Here is a 17,602-nt window from a genome sequence, read left to right on the forward strand (position 1 = left end):
TTGCCGTCGTTCCCGGCGGCAGCCGTGTAGGCGAGGCCCTTCTGCGTCATGGCGTAGAGCTGCGCGTCGAGGATGGTGGCGAGCTTCCCCGAGAGGCCGAAGGCGACGACGGAGGGCTTCTCGGCGTGCGCGGTGATCCAGTCCACGGCGGTGGCGAGGCGCCAGGGTGGCCTCGCCCCTTCCCTGCTGCGACCGAGGCCGAATTCACCAACGATGTCCTTCATGGGACGCGATCCCCCAGTGAACCGCTCCCCCGCTCCGGCCGTCTTCCGGCACGGGCCCCGAGTCCCGCTCAACAAGTGATCATCCAGCACTCCTGCGATTCCGGACCGTGGCCTCATGCACCCCATACGTCCTCACGCCCCCCGCAGCGCACGCGCCCCGCAAGTCGATGTCATCGTCGTCGGTTACAACAACGCCGCCCATGTGACGACCGCCGTCCGCTCGGCGCTGGCGCAGGGCCCAGTCGTCCGTGAGGTCGTCGCCGTGGACGACTGCTCGACGGACGCCAGCGTGGACCTGCTCGCCCGCCTCGCCACGACCGAGCCGCGCCTGAAGGTGGTCCGGCGCCGGGTCAACAGCGGCGGCTGCGGCAGTCCGCGCAACACCGGGCTCGACCGGGTGACCGCGCCGTATGTGATGTTCCTCGACAGCGACGACGTACTGCCGCCGGGCGCGGTGGACGCGCTGCTCACGGCGGCGACGGGGGCGGACGCGCAGGTGGCGGGCGGGCTGTGCGTACGGCGGGAGCTGCCCGGTCGGCGCGAAGTGCCCTGGCAGGCGCCCCTCTACGCCACGCACGCCGTCTTCGAGCACCCCGCTCAGCGCCCGCGCCTGGTCCACGACACCCTCTGTGTGAACAAGCTCTACCGCACGGACTTCCTGCGCGAGCACGGCATCCGCTTCCCCGAAGGCCGCTTCCCCTACGAGGACTTCGTCTTCACCGCGCGCGTGCTCGCCGCCCGGCCGCGCATGGCCCTCGTCCCCGACCGGGTGTACGTCTGGCACGTGCGCCGCTCGGCCGACCGGCTGTCGATCTCCCTGGACCGCGCCGACATCGCCAACTGGCGGGCGCGCACGGAGGCGACCCGGCTGGCGTACGAGATCCTGTTGGGCGCGGGGCAGAAGGAGCTGGCGCGGGCGGCACGCGCCAAGTTCCTCGACCACGAGCTGCGGATATACGCCCGTGAGCTGGGGTTGCACGATCAGCGGTACCAGCGCGCGTGGTGGGCGCACACGCGGGCGTGTCTCGCGGAGTTCGACGCGTCCGACTGGGCCCACAACCCCACCGCGCCCGGCCGCCTCATCGGCCGCGTCGTCCTGGCCTCCCCCGAGCCCCGCGACCTCCCCCGCCTGCGGGACCTGGCCTCCCGCCCGGCCCGCCTCCTCCCGCCGTACGCCCACTCCCCAGACGGCACCCCCGTCTGGTCGGCCGACCTGCCCGAGGTCACCCTCGAGCCGCTCCTGACCCGCCCCGTCCACGTCCTCCCGCTCGCCGTCGACGCGGAACTGCGCCCACGCGCGCGTACCGCCCTGCTGCGGCTGCGCCTGCACGAGCTGTACGGCAGGGTCGCGCAGGCGGGGCCGGAGGCGCTGGAGGTGGTATGGCGGTGCCGGGAGACGGGAGTCGCGGCGGGGCCGAGCACGAGGGTGGCGCTCGGGCCGTGCCCTGCCAACGGGGGTGGTGTCTGGGCGGCCGAGGTGAGGGTGGAGTGGTCAGCGTTCGGGGGGTCCGGCAGGCGGAGTGTGCCGGGAGCGTCCATGTCCAGGGCATCGCGGGCGTTCACGAACGCATGGGATCTCCACCTGCGCGTGTGCTTCCGGGACGGCGCCTACCACGAGGTCACGGCGCATGCGGTGGCGGGCACCGGTCTGCTGCGCCGGCGCGCCGGGATCAGTGCCCGTCACGGCGTCGTACTCGTCCGGCCGTACGCCACACACTCCGGTGCGCTGGCCCTGCGCGTCGCCCTGGGTTTACGCGGAAGCATGTCCGTGGTCCGCGGCGGACTCCACCGCCTGCTTCGCTGACTCACTTGTCACGAGGGGACGGCCGTACATGACCTGGCTGATCACCGGTGACGCTGGGTGAAGTCGAAGCGCTGCGGGTGCAGTTGGCCGATCTGCAGCAGGACCACACCGTCCTGGTGGATATCCGACAGGCCCTCGGCTCCCGGCGGCCCCTCCCCCGGCTCGCTTCTGAGGCCGTCGCGGCAGTGCCTGCTCCCTGCATAAGGCTTCGGCCGTACCGGTTGTGGGCAAGCAGGCGCGGGCCAGGAGTCTGCTGTCTCGACGCCCGGAATCAACCCGTCAAGCAGAGCGCCGCTGCATCATCGGCAGTGCAGTCCGCCCTGCCCACGCTCGTCCACCTCGTCCGCGAGCCCCTGGCCGGCCGGCACGAGCCCGCTCCGCCGCTGAAGTCGCCGCCACACTGGAACAACAGCATCCCCAGCGCGAGATCAAGACCAAGATCACGCGACTCACACGCGAAGGACTCGTGGCCAAGAACCAAGCCCAGCGCACCAAGCAGGCCAGGTCCGTCTACTACACCTCCCCCGAGGCCTCCGAGTCTGCCTCCCAGGACGAGCCGACAGCCGAGCAGTCCGCCTGACAACCTCTCGGTGCCCTGGTGCCGTTGGGCCACGCCAGGTACAGTCCCGGCCGCGATCCTCGCGACCGTCTCCCTTGCGACCCGGCCAACCTCGCCTCGGCGCGGGGCGTCTGTGTCCAGCACCTCGCCCGACTGCATCCGCTGCCCGCCGGCCCTCCCGCCGAGCTCACGCCGAGGTCACCCTCGGTCTGCTGCCGGGCCGCCGTGGCCGCACTGCTGGCCGCTCGGCGGGAACAAGGGCCCCACGATCGGCGTACCCTGACAGGCCCACTCCCCGCAGGCCACGGGACACTCACAGGCGCCCGTCCGGCACGCGGTCCCCGTCGAAGTGATGAGAAGGATTCCGCTCATCCGGCCGAGGTACGCGGTGAGTTCACCGCCCTAGCATCGCGGAATGTCAAACTCACTTAGCATCAAGCGCGTTCCATCGCTTGATGTGTTACGCGGCATCGCGATCGTCGGAACGTTGCTGTCCAACATCTGGATCTTCACCAGTGCAGTGGGGGACGATTGGACCGGCAGGATCGGCGGGGCGTGGGACGAGGACGTCTCACTCGTTTCCTCTTTGCTGTCGAACGGCAAGTTCCTCGGGTTGCTGTCCATATTGTTCGGCGTGGGTATGGCCATCCAGTTCGAGTCGGCACTTCGGCACGGACACCGCTGGCCCTGGCGATACGAGTGGCGTTCGTTGCTGCTGATGGCGGACGGCTTCATCCACTTTGCGCTCGTTGTCGAGTTCGACATTCTCATGGGATACGCGTTGGTGGCGATCATCATCGCCCCCCTGCTCCGGCTGCGGACCAAGTGGCTGGTCGTGGCCACCGCACTCGCCGGCGCACTGCACTTGTACATGCAGTTCCGCACCATGATGTGGACAGCCCCCGCAGAAGAGCCACTGCCCGAGGATTACCGAGATGATCCGGCGAGCGCACAGGACACATCGAGCTATCCCACCCCCACATACTTCGAGGAGGTGGCCGGGCGAATAGAGTATTTCTGGGATGGCAGGCAAGAGGCCTTCATCATTGCTCCTCCCCTGTCGGCCTTCCTGTTCCTCTGCGGGGCTCTGCTGTGGCGGGCGGGGCTGTTCAGGGGGGATGAGAAGGCGCGGAGGTTGAGCCGTCGGCTCGCCATCGGAGGCCTGGGCCTCGGGGTGCCGTTGTCTGTGTGGGAGTACCTGCCCTTGCCGGGCAGCGACATCTCCGGTGGGCTTTCGCGGTACACCATCGCTCCGATCGTGGCCTTCGGCTACCTGGGGCTGATACTCATCCTGCTGCGGAGCCGTGGTGGCTCCGGGTTCCTCGCCCGGCGGTTCGCTGACGTCGGCAAGACCGCGCTGTCGTGCTACATGCTGCAGAACGTCGTCGCCCTGGTGATCTTCAGCTCATGGGGCCTTGGCCTGGGGCCGTTGGGCAGTGTCGGTACGATTCTCGCCTGGGCCGGGATCAGCGCTCTGCTGATGCTCGCCGCATACCTGTGGCTGCGGCGCTTTCGGCAGGGGCCGTTCGAGCTGGTTTGGCGGGCGGCCGTGGACGCGCCCTTCCGGCATGTTGACCGCGCGCGTGAACGCCAGCGGCGCGAGAAGGACGCCCCTGTGAGTGTCTCGTAGCGGAGATATAGCGGCCGGAATATGGGCGTTGGGTGTTCTGTCGTCAGCTGAGCGTGAGGCAGGACGGTATCCGGGCCGGTCAGCGGCCGTGGGCATGCAGGGCTGGTTGCTGTGAGCGAGCGCAAGCACTACAAGACCGCCCCTGTCCGACGAGCAGTGGTCGCTGGTCGGGCCGACGATTCAGGCTCTGGCCTCTGCTGCTGGCACCGTCCAGGCCGGTCGAGGACTTCCCGCGTACGCACCGGCCTCGGCGCAGGTTCGTCAAAGGCGTTACCGCCCACGGACACCTGACCGCAATCGCGGAACCACCGGCCTGGAGGGCCGAGTTCTACGTCACCGGCGCGTCAACGGTCTGCTCCTGTCCCGCGACGGTCAGGGCCTGTTCTGAGTTCCCGTCGTCCGCAGGAGGCGCGGGCTCAGGCAGCGGGCCCGGGGATCGCCGGCAAGGTCATCTTTCAACCTGGTCACGGCCCATGGGCGAAGTGTGCAGGGAGCAGAGAACGCGGTTGCCGCAGAGCGAACGAGGCGGCCGTCGCTTCCCGCCGCTCCGCCGAAGCAATACCGGGACTCCGCCTTCTCTGTGCGGCGCCCGCGAGCGACCGCACTCTCACCTGATCGGAAATCAAAGATGTCTAGAACCCATACCTCCCGCGTCGGGTCGCTGGACGTGTTACGCGGTATCGCCATCATCGGAACATTGCTGAGCAACATCTGGGCCTTCGTTCCCCTTGTGGCCGATTCATCCGGAAGCGGCTGGCCCGGGTGGCCGGGCGAGGGTTGGCAAAACAATATTGCCCAGATCGCCACCGCCGTGGCGAACGGCAAGTTCCTGGCGCTTCTTTCGATACTGTTCGGCGTCGGCATGGCCATTCAGTTCGACTCGGCCAAACGCCGTGGACACCGCTGGCCCTGGCGATACGGATGGCGTTCACTGCTCCTGATCGCGTACGGCTTCGTCCACTTCGCACTTGTCGTCGAATTCGACGTCCTCATGGGGTACGGGCTGGTCGCACTGTTGACAGCTCCCCTCCTGTTTCTTCGTACTCGGTGGCTGGCGCTGGTGACCGCGCTCCTGGGTGCGGTGCATCTCTACCGGCATCTCTCCGTCATCGAATGGCAGCCGTACCAGGTGGATGACTACGGAGCGGATTACGCCGAGGAGGACTGGAGCACCGAGAGCGCCGCTGACCTACCCCCTCTGCCGACACCTACCTATTTCGATGAAGTGGCTGGCCGAGTCGGCGAGTTCTGGGAGATCCGTGTGCCGATATTCGAGAACCTCCCAACATATTCAGGGTTTCTGTTCCTCTGCGGGGTTCTGCTGTGGCGGGCTGGGGTTTTCACAGCGGATGAGGAGGCGCGGAAGTTGAGCCGCCTGCTCGCCATGGGGGGTCTCGGCGTAGGGATTCTGATGACCGCGTGGGGGATTCTTCCGGTGCCGGGCGCTGAGGCCCTCGAGCAGATGTCCCGGTACATCAGCGCCCCGATTGTGGCGTTCGGCTACCTGGGTGTGGTGCTCCTTCTTCTGCGGCGCGGCGGTGGTACAGGGTTCGTTACCCGTCGCCTCGCCGAGGTGGGCCGTACCGCGCTGACGTGCTACGTGCTGCAGAACATCATCGGCGTGGTGGCCTTCAGTAAATGGGGCTTCCATATCGGACCGCTGGACTCCCTGGGAACGCTGATCGCCTGGGCAGCGATCAGCGCCCTGCTGATGCTCTTCGCGAACCTGTGGTTGCGACGCTTCAGGCAAGGACCATTCGAAATAGTGTGGAGGACGGGGGTCGACGCCCCCTTCCGCCGAGCCGACCGCAAACGCGACCAGAGGCACGAACCACAAGCGACGGAGACCGTCACCACCAGCCCCTCGCGGTGAACCCGATCGCCGGGGATGCCGACCAGGATTCCACCGCCGCCCACCAGCCCCTGGTGGGCGGCGGATCCCGGGCCGGAAGTCGCGCGGCGAGTGGGCTGCTCCGAACTTTTCGCACGCCGCCTGCGGGCAGGCCCGTCGGGGCAACGAAGCCGACGGACCTGGACGTGGCCCTTGTCGCCGTGGAGCTTGGCCGGCCGCCCTCGGCGCGGTCCACGGCGGGAGCGGATAGGTGAAATGCCGCGGATGAGCGGTGCGAAGGCGTGGCTGGTATGCAGGCTGACGCCGGAGCTCCGCAAGAGACTTCGCCGGCTGTAGTGCTACGACGCCTGCCTGGGGCCTTTCCTGGTCCTGCTGCGGTGGGGTACCGGCTCTGGGCCCTTCGGCACCATCGTTGCGTGGGAGGCGTCAGCTCTCTGCTGATGCTTGCGGCATCGTTGTGGCTGTGATGGTTCCGGCAGGCTCCCTTCGAACTCGTGTGGCGGGCGCGATGGATACTCCGTCCCGCCGGTTCGACCGCAAGTGCCAGAAGGAGACTCTTGTCAACGCCGCGTAGGAGAACTTCCGGGGCACACGGACCGTTGCGGCTGTCGCGTGCCCACGTCGTCACGGTGCTGGGCATGGCCGTGGTCACGGCAGTGATCGACCTGGGTGAGCTGCTGTGGTTCGGCTACTCCACGGGGTGGCTGCTGGTCACCCTGGTCACCGCCGTCGCGCTTGCAGCGTCATTGGCCCTGCGCCGCAGGCGCCCGGGGGCGGCGCTCGCCGTTGCCGCTCTGGGCTACGCCGTCGCGTGGGTCATCTCCTGGTCGGAGCCGCGGCCTCTGCCGGCCATGGCGCAGGCTGCCCTGTGGGTGGCCGTGTTCAGTGCGATCGCCGAGGGAACAAGCCGTCTGCGGCTCACCGCCATCGCCATGCTCGGGATGTGTGTCGCCATGGAAGCGTTCGAGGGAATCCGTATGAGCGATACATATGCTGCTGGGCGGCCCGAACTCCTGGTCTACGACACGGTAAGCGTCAGTTTCGTCCCGGTCGTGGTGGTGGCGATCGCCGAGACGGTCCGGGGTCGTATCCGGCTGGCCACCGAACAAGCCGATCAGGCCGAGCGACTGCGTCAGCTGGACGCCCGCGCCGCGGTCCGTGACGAGCGGCTGCGCCTGGCACGGGAGCTCCACGACGTCGTGGCCAACCGGCTCAGCGCGGTGACCATGCGGATCACTGCCGCCGGTCATGTCCGAGGGCGTGACAGCACGGCCGAGAGCGTCGCCCTTGCTGAGATCGGCCATGAGATCGGTACGGCTCTCGGTGAGCTGCGCAGTGTGCTCGGTACCCTGCGGGATGACGAAGACGGCATCGGCGCGGCCACTCCGCCCTCGCTGAGGGACGTCGGTCTGCTGGCCGAGGAGGCCCGCCGTGCCGGCGCACTGGTGGACATCGTCATCAGCGGCGACCCGTACCCGCTGCCCAGCATGGTCGATCTCGCGTCCTACCGCATCGTGCAGGAGGCCCTGACGAACGTGGCCCGTCACGCCTTCCCTCCGCAGGCGACGGTTCGCCTCGACTACGGCAGTGATCAGCTGCGTGTACGCATCGAAGACGAAGGTGTGCTGCAGCCCGGTTCGCCATCCGGCTCGTCAGGTCATGGAATCATCGGGATCCGTGAGCGCGCCGCGTTGTGCGGCGGCTGGGCCTCAGCAGGCCCTCGGCCCGGGGGCGGTTGGGGGGTCGAGGCGGCCCTGCCCGTGAAGAAGGATGGTTCGTGACGTTTTCCATACTGCTCGCCGACGACCAGGACATGGTGCGTACCAGCATGCGCATCATGATCGACGTCGAGCCCGACCTCGAAGTGGTCGGGGAGGCCGCGGACGGAGAAGCAGCCGTGGCCATGGCCGCCCGGCTTCGCCCCGATGTGGTGGTCATGGACATCCGGATGCCGAAGGTGGACGGGGTGGCGGCCACACGCAGGATCATGGCCGAGCCGGATCCGCCGGCTGTCCTCGCGCTCACGACCTTCGACATCGACGAGTACCTGTTCGGCACCCTCCAGGCGGGAGCCGCCGGATTCGTGCTGAAGAAGGACAGCGCATCCACCCTGCTCGACGGCATCCGGGCCGTCGCCCGCGGCAATGGCTTCGTCTCGCCCGGACCGACCAGGCGACTGATCGCCCGGGTTTCCGCAGTCGGCGGCGGCCCGTGCGCGCTGCCCACGGAGCTGACGCCGCGGGAACGTGACGTCCTGGCACTGCTCGGACACGCCCTCAGCAACACGCAGATCGCCCGCAGACTCCACATCGAGGAGAGCACCGTGAAGTCCCACGTCCAGAACGTGCTCACCAAGCTCAACGCCCGCACCCGCGTACAGGCGGCACTCATCGCGAGCCGGGCCGGGCTCCTCGACGAACCGACGCCGTAACCGGCCTGCCGGACCGGCCCCGGCAGGGTGTACGGGACGAGACGGCGCGCCTCGCAGCCGCCTCTGCTCTCCCGGTTTCCGCCGGCCTCGGATACCGACAACGGCCGAACGCATCGGATGCCCTCGTCGAGACTCAGCCGGCAGGCCAGGCACTCGCCAGGGGCCGTCACCCTTGCGACCACGCCGCGCCGGCCGCACCGTGCACGACTGCCCTGGCTGACGCGTCCGGCGAACAGAACTCCGCAGAACGGGGCTCCCGGCGCCGCCTGACAACCCGTCAGGCCTCGCAGCACACCCACGGCATCCTCACCGTCCGCGGCCTGCAGGCCGAAGGAGGAGACACTCCCTGCCGACACACCGGACACCCTCACGTCGCACGCACGTGCACAACTGGCGGCCTGATCATCCGTAGAGCCGAACCCATGGGACGGCAGATGACGTCCCGTCGTGATCCACGAGGCGGCAGGCCCCGCCGACACCGCGGGCGTACTCCGGCCGGCCGCCCTCTGCCACGCGCTGTCACCGCCGACGTGCAGGCAACCGCACTCACCCGCCTGCCAGTTCACACCCATCCATGCTCAGCACAGGCTCACCGGGCCGGGGCCTCCTCCACCAGAAGAGAGAGGTGTGCGGACCAACTCCTCATCAAAAAGGACGACTTCATGCCTCACAGCCCACGAACAGCGCCCAGTCCGCCTCTTCCTCCTCAGCAGGGGACAACCACACGGAACGAAGGGACCCATATGCACAGGAGAAACGCCGGCCAAGTGGTACTCGCCCTCACTGCGACGGCAGCGATGCTCACGCCCCCAGCCCTGGCATACGCGCAGGAGCCGCTCCGCGTCGACCTGAGGACGGACGTCAACCGCGACGGGCGGGTCGATGTCGCCGGTGGCACCGACACGGCAGGTGAGGACACCTGGTCCGCCGCCCGGGGAGCGGTCTTCCTGCCCAACATCGACGACGACAGCAGGCGCTGCCCGACCACCGGCCCGGGCGGCCGCCCGCTCCCCGACGCCCAACTGGCCTCCTGCAACGACGCCTCGGACACGAAAGTCAACGGCAGGGCCGACGCGGCCGACCTGGCCCGGGTGCGCTCGGTACCGGTACGGAACCTGCCCTCCGGCGCCAAGGGCAGCGTCAAGGTCACCAAGGGCGCCGCGCAGAGCAGGGTCTTCGTCAAGCGGAACGGCGCCTGGAAGCCGGTCACTTCGCAGACCCGGCTGACGCGGGCCGAGCTGCGCGCCGGCGTCGAGTTCGGCGTCGAGGGCAAGGACGTCATCCGGGACAGCGCGAAGTGGGACGGCCGCGTGGCGATCCGGCTGAAGGTGGCCTCGTCCGCGGGCACCGCCTCCGACACCGTCACCCTGCGCGCGGCTCCGCTGCTCACCCACCACGCCCTGCAGAACACCCAGCAGCTGATGGTCACCAAGGCCCGCGGCAACGACCCCTTTGCCAAGCGCCAGCGCGAGTTCGTCAGGGGCCTGGGCAAGGAGGCCCGGCAGGCCGGGATCACCAAGCCTCTGGTGACCTTCGAGAAGTACGACGACATCTGGGCCCAGGACTTCGTCGAGCCGGCCTACCTCAACATGACCGGCCCGGACGGACGGCAGCGGACGATGCGCGTGATGCTGCGCTCCGCCCAGAATCGGGAGGCGGGCCGCGAACTCTTCGAGAGACTGCGCGGCCCGGACGTCGGCGTCGTGCAGGCCAGGGGCCGGGTCATGCAGACCTGGGAGACCCTGAACTCCTTCGGCAACCTGGAGACCATCCCGCCCTACGCCCATGAGGGCCGCTCGTTCCCGGCCGGACGGATCATCATGGGCGAGCGCAAGGACGCCAGCGGGATCCGTCCCTCGAAGGAGATACGCACCCTGCTGAAGTCCCAGGGACTTCAGGACCCGCTCCTGCTGGACACCTCGTGGCTCGGAGTGGGGCACGTCGACGAGTTCGTGCAGTTCCTGCCGGCCGACACCCCGCGCGGCTGGCGGATCGGTCTCGCCGACCCGCGGGCCGGACTGCGCCTGCTGCGCGACGCGCAGCGCGACGGCCACGGCGCGAAGAAGATGTTCTCCGTCCCCGGCTTCAACGGCACTCGCCCACCCGCGGAGACCATCGACCAGACCCTCGCTTCCCCCCACCTCGTGTCCGACAACGAGATGGCGGCCCGGAAGATCGCGGCCAACCTGGAGATCCTCAAGCGGGCGACAGGCGTCACCGACGAGGAGACCGTCCGGGTGCCCGCCCTCTACAGCCGGGGCATCCGGGACGCCAGTGCCGACGTCCACATGCCGCTGCTGCGCCGTCTCGGCGGCAGCGCCGCCACGGAGGCCGCCCGGAAGTACGGCCAGCAGCAGTTCCCCGGCCGCGACGGCAAGCGGGCCCCCCAGGGCGCCGCCTCCGCCGCACCGGCTCCCAGCACTGTCGAGACCGTCGCGTACGTCCCAGGCGCCGTCAACGGCGTCCTGCTCTCCCGCGAGCGCTACCTCGCCCCGCGCCAGTGGGGTCCCGTCATCGGCGGCAAGGACATCTTCACCGAGGCCGTCACCGCCGCGTACACACGCGCCGGCATGAAGGTCTCGTACCTCGACGACTGGTACACGTATCACCTCGGCGAGGGTGAGATCCACTGCGGCACCAACACCCTGCGCGACGCCTCCGCCGCCTGGTGGAAGCCGTAGCCGCCCCGTTTGAGATCACTCGGTACGGGGTGGATGAGCAGTGCGTAGGCAAGCAGGTGGCAGAGACGCAAGCACATGGTGTCGGGCTCGGCGTCAGCCAGGTCGTCGATGTCGTGCAGGGGCAGCAGCCGTAGCCACGCACCCTGTGGGAACTCTGCCCCTGCCGCTGCCCGGCCAGGCGATGGCGGCGCGTTCTCCCGGGTACGCCATCGCCCCGAGCACGGCCTTCGGCTACCTGGGGCTCATTCTCGTCCTGCCGCAGTGGCGCGGCAGGGCGGGGTGCGTCGCCGGGTGCTTCGCCGCTGCCGGCTGTACCGCGCTGTCGTGCTGCACGCTCCCGAACGTCATAGCACTGGTGGTGTTCAGCGGACAGAGCTTCGTAGAGGAACCGGTGGACAGCGTCGGCACCGTAGTCGCGTGGGCAGCGATCAGCGCCGTGAGCACCCCTCTACGAACTGCCTGCCGAGCTGACACCGCGGGAGCGTGACGTCCTCGCTGTCCTCGGCCAGGCCCTGTGAGCAACACGCAGAGCGCGCAGCACCTTCACATCGAAGAGAGCACGTCAAGTCCCGCGTCCAGAAGCTGCTCACGAAGCTCAACGCCCGCGCCCGGGTCCAGGCGGCGCTGATCGCCAGCCGGGCGGGACTGGCCGACGGACAGCTGTGCTGACGGCTCTTGCCAGGGTGCGAGGCCACCCTCAGCGAGACGGCGGGGGATGAAGCCGTGCCGCCGCGCCGCTTCCTTTCCGGCGCTTCTCACGCCGGTCGTCCTGTCGACGAGGGGCAGTCCGGTCGCATCCCGCAGGAGGCGCATCGCGGAACCCGTCCCGCCCCCGCCCAGGGGGTTCGGACCTGTGTGTTCGCCCCTTTCTCAGCCCGGGCACGGGCGGCGCCCAGGACGAGGCGAGAGATATGGACCAGGCTCGCGTCGGCGCGTCTACGCAGAACCGCGCCGTGCAGCCGGCTCCACACCCCGGCTTTGGACCAGATCAGAAAACGGCGGTGGGCTGTCGACTTCGAGACACCGAAACACGGGGGCAGGGACCGCCAGGCGCAACCGCTGACGAGTACGTAGACGATGGCCGCGAACAAGGTCTCATCCGAGGTGTTCGCCGTACCACCCCCCTGTGGCCGCGTCTGTTGTTCCGGGATCAGTGGCTCGGCCAAGTCCCACAATCCGTCCGGAACGATCCAGCTCCACGTTCCCCATGCCGGGTCGACTTCCGCCTCACCAGGCGTGAGACGGTCCGCTGCAGTGAACATGACTTGCCCAACGCCTTTCGTGGTGGAAGGGGTTGGACAAAACTTATGGAGTGCTCGGTATCGAAACGCGGCGCAGACCGTAAGAACGTACTAAGTGCCTAGCGGATCGAGGAGCGACTCCTCCGAAATGAGGAGAACGGTACTCGCCGACTGGCAGCGCGACTCCGAGCCGGTGCGGGCCAGAGGCTTTCCACAATTCTGTTCGACTGACGAGCGCGCTGGCAGGCTATTCCGGCAAGACAGCGCCGTGGCCGCTCCGGTCTGGATCGAAGCGGCCACGGCGGTGGCGTGCCGTCTGCCGGTGGTTACCGGCCCACGGTCACTGATTCAGGGTGCAGGTGGCGAGGGCGTTGACCTGCTGCTGTGCGGGGTTGAGGTTGAGGGCGTCGGTGATGCGGTTGATCGTCGCGACGCGTTGGTCCTTGAGCGGGTTGAGGACGGCGTTCTGGACGAGGTTGGCTCCGCCCTGGCCGGCGGCGTTGGCGATGCGGTTGTTGGCCTCCTGGATCTGGGCGTTCAGGAGGGCAAGGTTGCGATTGACCTCAGCCTGCACGCCGGCGGGGATCGCCGGGAGCTGAGCGGCGACATCCGGACAGTTCACGGTGTTCGCGGCACCGGCATTGTTGTTGCCGTTGTTGTTGCCCTGACCGTTGCCGTTGCCGTTGCCGGCGTTGTTACCTCCGGCATTGTTGTTGCCCTGGCCGTTGTTGTTGGCACCATTGCCGCTGCCTCCCTGGCTGGCGGCGTTGGCGAGGCGGGTGTTCGCTTCCTGGATCTGGGCGTTCAGCTGGGCGAGGTTGCGGTTGACCTCGGCCTGCGCGGCAGCAGGGATCGCCGGGAGCTGAGCGGCGACATCCGGACAGTTCACGGTGTTCGCGGCACCGGCATTGTTGTTGCCGTTGTTGTTGCCCTGACCGTTGCCGTTGCCGTTGCCGGCGTTGTTACCTCCGGCATTGTTGTTGCCCTGGCCGTTGTTGTTGGCACCATTGCCGTTATTGAGCGTGCAGGTGGCGAGGGCGTTGACCTGCTGCTGTGCAAGGTTGAGGTTGAGGGCGCCGGCGATGCGGTTGATCGTCGCGACGCGTTGGTCCTTGAGCTGGTTGAGGACGGCATTCTGGACGGCATTTGCTCCGTTGTTGTTTCCCTGGCCATTGTTGCCGTTGCCGTTCCCGGCGTTGTTGTTGCCCTGGCCGTTGTTGTTGGCACCATTGCCGTTATTGAGCGTGCAGGTGGCGAGGGCGTTGACCTGCTGCTGTGCAAGGTTGAGGTTGAGGGCGCCGGCGATGCGGTTGATCGTCGCGACGCGTTGGTCCTTGAGCTGGTTGAGGACGGCATTCTGGGCGGCGTTGGCTCCGTTGTTGTTTCCCTGGCCGTTGTTGTTTCCCTGGCCGTTCCCCGCATTGTTGTTGCCCTGACCATTGTTGTTGGCACCATTGCCGCTGCCGCCCTGGCCGGCGGCGTTGGCGAGGCGGGTGTTCGCTTCCTGAATCTGCGCGTTCAGCTGGGCGAGGTTGCGGTTGACCTCGGCCTGCGCGGCAGCAGGGACCGCCGGGAGCTGAGCGGCGACATCCGGACAGTTCACCGTTGTGGCTGCCGACGTGGCTGCCGACTTCGGGGTGTTCTCGGACTGGTCGTTCGTTTTGGACGTCTGTCCAGCCAGGGCTGAGCCGGTGATCACCGCTCCGGACAACACCACGGCGGCCGTGCCGCCGATTATCGCCACGCGGCGCTTGCGGTACTTGGGAAGGGCCCGGTGCATGCACATACCTCACTCGGGTCGGGGTGGCACCGACCGGTGGTCGACCGGCCGGATCTTCTCGTTGTAAACGCGGCGCCTGCGTTCAGGGGTAGTTACGCGAAGCATGCGGTGTCGTGTTCAGCGGGTTCTCAGATTTCTGCAGACATTCCCTGGAAAAACTTCTCAACAGCGTGTCCTGTGTGGTATTCACGCGCCGTGTCCTATGTGGTGGCCGTGGAACTGGATCGTGCCCGGCCGCACAACTGAGAAGCCGTCCCTCAACCGACCTTGAAAGGTGCACGAGTTCCACACCGGGCTGCACGTCCGGATCCGTGAACGCGAGGCCCGTGAGGCCGAGCCGAGCGCGGGAATTGTCGACGCACAGAGGGGTGTGCGGGCCGCGGCTTCGGCGCCGCCGTCTCAAGCGACTACGACGGCGGGAAGCACCCCGCCGGGCCGCGGGCCGCAATCGTGACCGACTGCCTGGGCCTACTCATCGCGGTTGCCCCACCGACATCGGCACCCGGGCGCCGCACCAGGGCTGCGGGCCGCGCCGCAAACGCTGGGGCCCGCAACCGAGGGCTGAAGTCCGGCCACTCATGCAGCGATTGGCCACCGGGACGACGCTGACGTTCGCCGGGATCCCGTTCGTCGGCGCGATGGGCATCGCGGGGCCCTGACTGTCGGTGTGATGGTCGTCGCCGCAGTCACGCCGTTGCCCGGGCTGCTCGGACACCGTGTCAACTCCCTGCCGGTACCCACACTGCGCCGGACACCGGTCCGACCGGCCCCGACAACGAGAACACCCTGACCTGCCGCTGGGGCGGCCACACCCCAGCGGCATTGGGTGCTGCACGCCGTGGGCTCCGCCGCCCTGTTGCCGAGCGTTCCGGTGCTGGAAACACTCCCCTGGTGATCACGATGGAGTGCGCGGACAGGTCCATGCTGACGAAGCTGTACAAGGCCATCGGCCCCGTCAAGGAGGCGCAGACCGTCACTCAGCCGACCCCGGCACGGATGGCGAGGCAGCCGTAGTCACCGTCATCCCCAAGACGGCAAGGCTCTGGCCGGCGGGGCGACCGCCGTGGTCATCGACGTGGTCGGCAAGCGGCTGCCCTGGTGATCCGGGCCGTGGTCGGCGCCTGGGATGCCGCTGCTGTACGGCATGTTCCAGGCGCCGTTGTCGTGGCGCTGAAGGCGGCGCTGACGGCCGCTGTCGATCGGCGTGATCATCGCCACGTTCCAGTGGGGCTGGCCTGGACCTGCTCGGCCTGAACAAGACGGTACCTACCATGTCGGCCGTGTCCATGCTGCTGTTCGCGGTGATCCTCGGGCTCTCCTCTTCGTTGCGCGGAACGCCCACGACCATGATCGTGACGCGCAGTGCGCGGTGGTGCGCGGCAGCGAGTCGACGGTCCGCGTCATCATCACAGTCCGCGTGTTCCTCAGTTCCGTCTCCGTGCCGGAGACACTGATCCAGATGATCGGCATCGGCCTCGCCACGGCCGTGGTCCTGACGCGATGGTGATCTGGATGGTGCTCGTGCCCGACGTGATGAGTCTGCTCGGCGATCGCGCCTGGTGGCGGCAGAGCGGAAGGCTGAGCCGGCCACCGGGGGCCTGTGCCCGTGGACAGTGGTGAGGGCCGTGCCCGTCCCGGCACGGCCCTCACCACTGTCCACGGGTCAGCCGGTCACTCCGCGACGTACGTGCGGTACGTCCACTCGAAGACGCGGAGCCGCACGCCGTCGCGCTCCGCGGTCTCCGCGGTGGGTTCGAAGTGCTCGTAGGCGTTGCCGATCAGCAGCTTCAGCTTGTCCTGCACATCGGCCACGGACCGGGTGCGTTGCTCCTCGGGCAGCCAGGTGGGCCCACCCCGCAGGACGACGTTGGGCACGGCCGTGGGCATGGCGTCGAACTGGTCAGAACTCATACGGCATCACGCTCCGTCGGAGAGGTGGTGAGGGATGGTCAGGGATGGGTCGAAGTCGGCCGGCAGCTCGGGCCAGCACCCCGCCGCCCGGCCGAACGCCGTCAGACAGGCACGCACCATCTCGCCGACCGCCCACCACTGGGCGGCGAGGTAGAAGTGGCCTCCGGGGAAGACCTTCAGGTCGAAGGCCGCGGTGGTGTGCCGGGACCATGCATGTGCGTGGTCCATCTGGACGCGGGGGTCCACGTCACCGACGAAGGCCGTGACCGGGCAGGCCAGTTCGGCGCCCGGGCTGTGCCGGTACGTCTCGATCGCGGTGTAGTCGGCGCGCAACGTCGGAAGGATCATGTTCCGGATCCCGGCGTCGTCGAGCAGGCTGCTCGCCTTGCCGCTGAGCACGCGCACCTCCGCGATCAGGCCCGCGTCGTCGCGGCGGTGCAGAATCTCCTCGACGAGGACGCCGGGCGCTCGGCTTCCTGAGGCGATCAGGCCGAGCGGGGCGGTGCCGGACTCCTGCTCCAGTCTCCGGGCCACTTCGTAGGCGACGACCGCGCCCATGCCGTGCCCGAAGAAGACCAGAGGTCGGTCCGTCGATTCCTTCAGTTCGGCGCAGACCCCGTCGACCAGGGCCTCGATGCCGGTCGGCGCGGGCTCGGCGCTGCGCTCCTGCCGGCCGGGGTACTGCACGCCGAACACCTCGGCGGCATCGCCGACCGCGAGGCGCATCGGGTGGTAGAACGACGCCGATCCCCCGGCGTACGGGAAGCAGAGCAGCCGGATCCCGGCGGGGCGGTCGGACGTGGGCCCGAAGGCCCGTATCCACTGGTCAGTGCGTGTGTTCGGCGGCGGCATGAGCGGCTGTGTCTCCTTGTCGTGAGGGGGTCCGCCAGTGGCCAGGGCCGAGCATCTCGGCGACGAGTGATGCCTGCTGCACATCAGCGCCGCCCCCTGACCCAGGCCGTGAGCCCCGCCGCGCTCGGCCTGCCCTGCACCATGGACGGCCCCCACGCTGTCGGGGGGCATTGCGGCAGAAGTCGGCACTGCGCGGGTGCCCTATGAGGAACGAACGCCTCACCTCATTCGACGTATCGATCGCCCGTCAGAGCCCGTGGTAGTCGTGTCACGTGCCGGTTCCTCAGCCACCACATGAGACGACCTCGAGAATCTCCGCCATGAGACGCTCACGGGGCTTCCTTCTCGCGCCGCCGGCGTTCCCGCGCACGGTCGACATGGCGGAAGGGCGCGTCCACGGCCGCCCTCCATACCAGTTCGAACGGTCCCTGCCGGAAGCGCCGCAGCCACAGGTACGCGGCAAGCATCAGCAGGGCGCTGATCCCGGCCCAGGCGACAATCGTGCCGACACTGTTCAACGGCCCCAGGCGAAGAGCCCATTCGCCGTACCGGTGAAGAGCCAGATGTCGCTCAGCAACGTTCCGACGATGGCGACGCCGCGTAACACATCAAGCGATTGAACTCGCTTGATGCTATG

At 68.4% G+C, this 17,602-nt stretch carries 12 protein-coding genes and 1 pseudogene; 7 read left to right on the top strand and 6 right to left on the bottom strand.

From position 1 onward, the window contains the following. Positions 1 to 339 precede the first annotated feature (339 nt). The 6 genes from IM697_RS22895 to IM697_RS22925 all read left to right on the top strand — a co-directional run bounded on the left by IM697_RS22895 (position 340) and on the right by IM697_RS22925 (position 11,181). Positions 340 to 2,028 (top strand): glycosyltransferase family 2 protein, encoded by a 1,689-nt coding sequence (locus IM697_RS22895; protein ID WP_194037763.1) that lies wholly within the window; start codon positions 340 to 342, stop codon positions 2,026 to 2,028. 974 nt (positions 2,029 to 3,002) lie between these two features. Beyond that, the gene (locus IM697_RS22900; RefSeq protein WP_194037766.1) at positions 3,003 to 4,217 is read left to right on the top strand and encodes a DUF418 domain-containing protein; all 1,215 of its coding nucleotides are present in this window, start codon (positions 3,003 to 3,005) and stop codon (positions 4,215 to 4,217) included. 697 nt (positions 4,218 to 4,914) lie between these two features. Then, positions 4,915 to 6,090 carry a DUF418 domain-containing protein gene (locus IM697_RS22905; protein ID WP_194037768.1) on the top strand — a complete coding sequence of 392 codons (1,176 nt, stop codon included), beginning with the start codon at positions 4,915 to 4,917 and terminating at the stop codon, positions 6,088 to 6,090. A gap of 473 nt (positions 6,091 to 6,563) precedes the next feature. After that, positions 6,564 to 7,850, top strand: a complete 1,287-nt coding sequence (locus IM697_RS22915) for a sensor histidine kinase (RefSeq protein ID WP_456114980.1) — start codon at positions 6,564 to 6,566, stop codon at positions 7,848 to 7,850. Further along, a complete protein-coding gene (locus tag IM697_RS22920) occupies positions 7,847 to 8,500 on the top strand; it encodes a response regulator (RefSeq protein ID WP_194037772.1) in 654 nt (217 codons plus the stop codon). Before IM697_RS22915 ends, IM697_RS22920 begins: the two co-directional genes overlap by 4 nt. Before the next feature lie 743 nt (positions 8,501 to 9,243). Then, entirely contained in the window at positions 9,244 to 11,181 is a 1,938-nt protein-coding gene (locus IM697_RS22925) for a protein-arginine deiminase domain-containing protein (RefSeq protein WP_194037774.1), read from the top strand. A 774-nt stretch (positions 11,182 to 11,955) separates the two neighbouring features. Here IM697_RS22925 and IM697_RS22935 read toward each other — a convergent pair. After that, a pseudogene (locus IM697_RS22935) lies at positions 11,956 to 12,443 on the bottom strand (transposase); the annotation flags it as partial. A gap of 319 nt (positions 12,444 to 12,762) precedes the next feature. Continuing rightward, entirely contained in the window at positions 12,763 to 14,202 is a 1,440-nt protein-coding gene (locus tag IM697_RS45735; RefSeq protein WP_194037778.1) for a hypothetical protein, read from the bottom strand. Positions 14,203 to 15,093: 891 nt separating this feature from the next. Here IM697_RS45735 and IM697_RS45475 point away from each other — a divergent pair. After that, positions 15,094 to 15,216, top strand: coding sequence for a hypothetical protein (locus IM697_RS45475; protein ID WP_265582657.1), 123 nt, complete (start codon positions 15,094 to 15,096; stop codon positions 15,214 to 15,216). Positions 15,217 to 15,222: 6 nt separating this feature from the next. Here the strand turns inward: IM697_RS45475 and IM697_RS22945 are convergent, their stop codons facing one another. The 4 genes from IM697_RS22945 to IM697_RS22960 all read right to left on the bottom strand — a co-directional run bounded on the left by IM697_RS22945 (position 15,223) and on the right by IM697_RS22960 (position 17,483). Then, a complete protein-coding gene (locus IM697_RS22945) occupies positions 15,223 to 15,414 on the bottom strand; it encodes a hypothetical protein (RefSeq protein ID WP_194037780.1) in 192 nt (63 codons plus the stop codon). Positions 15,415 to 15,873: 459 nt separating this feature from the next. After that, the gene (locus IM697_RS22950; protein ID WP_194037782.1) at positions 15,874 to 16,113 is read right to left on the bottom strand and encodes a DUF5988 family protein; all 240 of its coding nucleotides are present in this window, start codon (positions 16,111 to 16,113) and stop codon (positions 15,874 to 15,876) included. Positions 16,114 to 16,119: 6 nt separating this feature from the next. Beyond that, positions 16,120 to 16,965: a thioesterase II family protein gene (locus tag IM697_RS22955; RefSeq protein ID WP_194037785.1), complete on the bottom strand. Its 846-nt coding sequence runs from the start codon at positions 16,963 to 16,965 to the stop codon at positions 16,120 to 16,122. A gap of 329 nt (positions 16,966 to 17,294) precedes the next feature. Further along, a complete protein-coding gene (locus tag IM697_RS22960) occupies positions 17,295 to 17,483 on the bottom strand; it encodes a DUF418 domain-containing protein (RefSeq protein ID WP_265582658.1) in 189 nt (62 codons plus the stop codon). Positions 17,484 to 17,602 lie beyond the last annotated feature (119 nt).

It is taken from the genome of Streptomyces ferrugineus (assembly GCF_015160855.1).
GTDB lineage: Bacteria > Actinomycetota > Actinomycetes > Streptomycetales > Streptomycetaceae > Streptomyces > Streptomyces ferrugineus.

Bases quoted from the DNA above. Each gene is read 5' to 3' on its own strand.
- IM697_RS22955 (WP_194037785.1), bottom strand. From the start codon at position 16,965: ATGCCGCCGCCGAACACACGCACTGACCAGTGGATACGGGCCTTCGGG.
- IM697_RS22950 (WP_194037782.1), bottom strand. From the start codon at position 16,113: ATGAGTTCTGACCAGTTCGACGCCATGCCCACGGCCGTGCCCAACGTC.
- IM697_RS22895 (WP_194037763.1), top strand. From the start codon at position 340: ATGCACCCCATACGTCCTCACGCCCCCCGCAGCGCACGCGCCCCGCAA.
- IM697_RS22925 (WP_194037774.1), top strand. From the start codon at position 9,244: ATGCACAGGAGAAACGCCGGCCAAGTGGTACTCGCCCTCACTGCGACG.
- IM697_RS22945 (WP_194037780.1), bottom strand. From the start codon at position 15,414: ATGATCACGCCGATCGACAGCGGCCGTCAGCGCCGCCTTCAGCGCCAC.
- IM697_RS45735 (WP_194037778.1), bottom strand. From the start codon at position 14,202: ATGCACCGGGCCCTTCCCAAGTACCGCAAGCGCCGCGTGGCGATAATC.
- IM697_RS22900 (WP_194037766.1), top strand. From the start codon at position 3,003: ATGTCAAACTCACTTAGCATCAAGCGCGTTCCATCGCTTGATGTGTTA.